General features: G+C 32.1%; 4 protein-coding genes. All 4 read left to right on the top strand.

Going from position 1 to position 2852, the window contains the following annotated elements:
- Nucleotides 1–276: 276 nt before the first annotated feature.
- The gene (locus tag LF817_RS19875; protein WP_253937549.1) at nucleotides 277–963 is read left to right on the top strand and encodes an AbiU2 domain-containing protein; all 687 of its coding nucleotides are present in this window, start codon (nucleotides 277–279) and stop codon (nucleotides 961–963) included.
- Nucleotides 964–1076: 113 nt separating this feature from the next.
- Nucleotides 1077–1247, top strand: coding sequence for a hypothetical protein (locus LF817_RS19880; protein WP_253937550.1), 171 nt, complete (start codon nucleotides 1077–1079; stop codon nucleotides 1245–1247).
- Nucleotides 1248–1729: 482 nt separating this feature from the next.
- Complete coding sequence (locus LF817_RS19885) at nucleotides 1730–2140, top strand: NUDIX hydrolase (protein WP_253937551.1); 411 nt, start codon at nucleotides 1730–1732, stop codon at nucleotides 2138–2140.
- Between the two features lie 518 nt (nucleotides 2141–2658).
- A complete protein-coding gene (locus LF817_RS19890) occupies nucleotides 2659–2832 on the top strand; it encodes a hypothetical protein (protein WP_253937552.1) in 174 nt (57 codons plus the stop codon).
- Nucleotides 2833–2852: the final 20 nt, after the last annotated feature.

Here is a 2852-nt window from a genome sequence, read left to right on the forward strand (position 1 = left end):
TAATGACCGTGAGGGATATACAGAAGCAAAAACAGAATTTATAAATAAGGTGCTATTTAACTAAAGGGTTCGTTAGTTACCATTTCCTACAAAATATCTCGAAATCAAGTCTTCCAGTAATTGGGGCAATTATGAAAAAGAAGAATTGCCCTCTTCTTAATGTTTTGGGCAGGTTAGTTGAAGACTCAGTTTCGAGATAATGATCGTTAATTGAAACTATATCATTATTGTTTCGTAGATTAAGTAAGGTACTACAAACGATGGGAAGGTGATAATTTGCATTCTGCAAATACTATCATAAAACACTTTGAAGCATATAAAGAAGCATTATTTCAAGAAATAATTACACTTAATTCTTTTCTTGAACTATACGTACATATAAGAAAAAGAAGAAATGACCGTTTAGAAATATTGAATAAGTCACCTGCTTTTTTCCAGCTTGTCCAAGAATCATTATTATCCAGTGTTATTATAGGCATTGCTAAAATCTATGAGAAAAGAAACCGAAAAGGAAGAACTATCTTTAATTTTCTAAATTTCATTAGTGCAAATTACCAAGTTATTTTCAATAAACCAGCTAAAGAAAAGGGTAAAACATCAGACGAAATAACAGAACAACTATTTGAATATCAATTGGTACAATTAACAAACCAAGAACCTTTATTGAATAGAGTATTTGCTTGGAGAGATGGAAGCTTTGCACATGCAGATAAAAAATACTTCGAGGATCGAAACATTTTAGGGGGAGAATTTCCAATAACAATAAGTGATTTAAGATTTCTTATTGAGTTAGTGGCAGAAATTTTAAATAAATATGAAGGAGCTTACAATAATAATTATCAATCAATTATTGCAACAAATGTTACAGACATAGATAATATTTTAGATTGGTTATACAAAGTAGAACCTTATAAGAGCGATATAAACAAAATGGTGAGAGAGCAAGCATACAATAGACACTAGCTGCAATTCTTAATAAGCTAATGGGGGCGATTCTTAAATAATAAAATCGCTATCTTTTTACTGGTTAGGGTAGTTTATTGAAGACTTGTAAAGATGATGTGAGGAAGGATAATATGTTGACTATATTAAAAATAATAGGACCGCCTATTTTTCTTACCGGGGCAATTTTAGTGTTGGGACCAATTTTTGATTATAGTTTAGCAGAACAGATAAGTGCGGTTGTTATAGCTACCTTATTTTGGTACTTACAAATTTACTCTTCACGGAAGAAAAATAAAGAATAATTTTTACATAAAGTTAGCCCATTTGTTTAATTAATCTCGGTTTCAAGTCTTAATGTATAGGGGGCGATTGCTCAATAAGAACAATCGCTTTTTTTACTATCAAAGCAGGATAGTTGAAGACTTAGTTTCAAGAGATAATATAAAATAACGTTGTCCAAGAACCTGTATAAAAAAGGGGGATGAATGATGGAGTTTGAGCTTAGTTTTAGAAATAAAATAGTTAGAATGTTTTTTATTTGGGTTATTCCGGTATGGTTATTAACGATAATTTTATTTTTCACCTTACCTAACCACTATCAATGGATACCATCTTTTCTTCCAATAGTAACTGTGATTATCTTTTATCTATGGGCTAAATTTTATAGTAAGACGGAGAAAAGTTAATTATTTTATCTCGAATTCAAGTCTTCCTTTAACTGTGGCGTTTGCTGAATAAAAACAAAATTTATTAGCCGGAAACAAATGTATTGGAGTGATTTAAAGTGAAACGAGTTGACGTAGCTTACGCCTTTATCTTTAATGAAATTGCACAGAAAGTTTTGATGGTGAAGAATAAAGATAGTGGTTGGTCTCTTCCAGGCGGTGCGGTTGAAAGAGGTGAAACATTCGAACAAGCAGCAATGCGAGAGAGTAAGGAAGAAACAAATTTAACAATAAAAACTGAAAACATAGTCGCAGTAAATGAAGCGTTTTTTGAAAGTAAGGGCCATCATGCTCTATTCATTACGTACAAAGCGAAAATTGTAGAAGGTGTTATACAAATAATACATAAAGATGAGATAGATGATATTAAGTGGCTGGATATAAATACCGCAAACCAACTAATGCCTTACCATGCTGCTGGTGTAGAAAGTTTGCTTGAATCGTCTGCTCCATATACCTTCCAAGGTTAAGTGTACTTTGGGGAATCTTAATATGAACGGGTGAAAGTATGGAAGTTTGTGGAGAAACACTTTGTCAATCGTCCACCACTACATTATCTACTTGTACAATAAGATATTTACTTCCATTTATATAAAATAAACTGAAATGATTAAAGAAGAATCTCCAGGAAGTGATGAAATCATAGAAAGCTTGCTATTTATAACCAATTAATTATGACACTTGTCAATGCTAGTGGCACTTGGGCTAGTAAGCCATTTAGATACTTCGAAAATCGCTTGGTAATAAGATATTAGTTAGTGTAAAAGATTGTATATATTTCACTTAAACTAAACCTATTTCCTTATGAACAATGCTGAGGAGAAATGGTCCCTGAATTTTATAAAGGGATACATGGGAAGAAGTATCGATTACAGTACCCAATAATTATGTTAGAAGAGAAAAGGACCGGGCGTACTTTGTTCGGTTTTTTTTATATTTTTGTAAGATATTTGAGTTTATCGCGTCTTATGTATAAGGAGGTGAGATGGTGACACAGCTTGAGGATATTTATAATACATATTTTAAAGATGTATTTTTATATGTGTATAGTTTATTGATTATTGCATACGAATTGAGCCATCTGTGCGGAGTTTTGAGCCACTCAGTGCGGACGATAGAGCCGGTAAATGCAGGGATAAAAGCCACCCTACTAAATAATTAACCTCTTGTATAATAAAATTT

The sequence above is a fragment of the Halobacillus sp. A1 genome (assembly GCF_024189295.1).
Taxonomy (GTDB): Bacteria; Bacillota; Bacilli; order Bacillales; family Halobacillaceae; genus Halobacillus_A.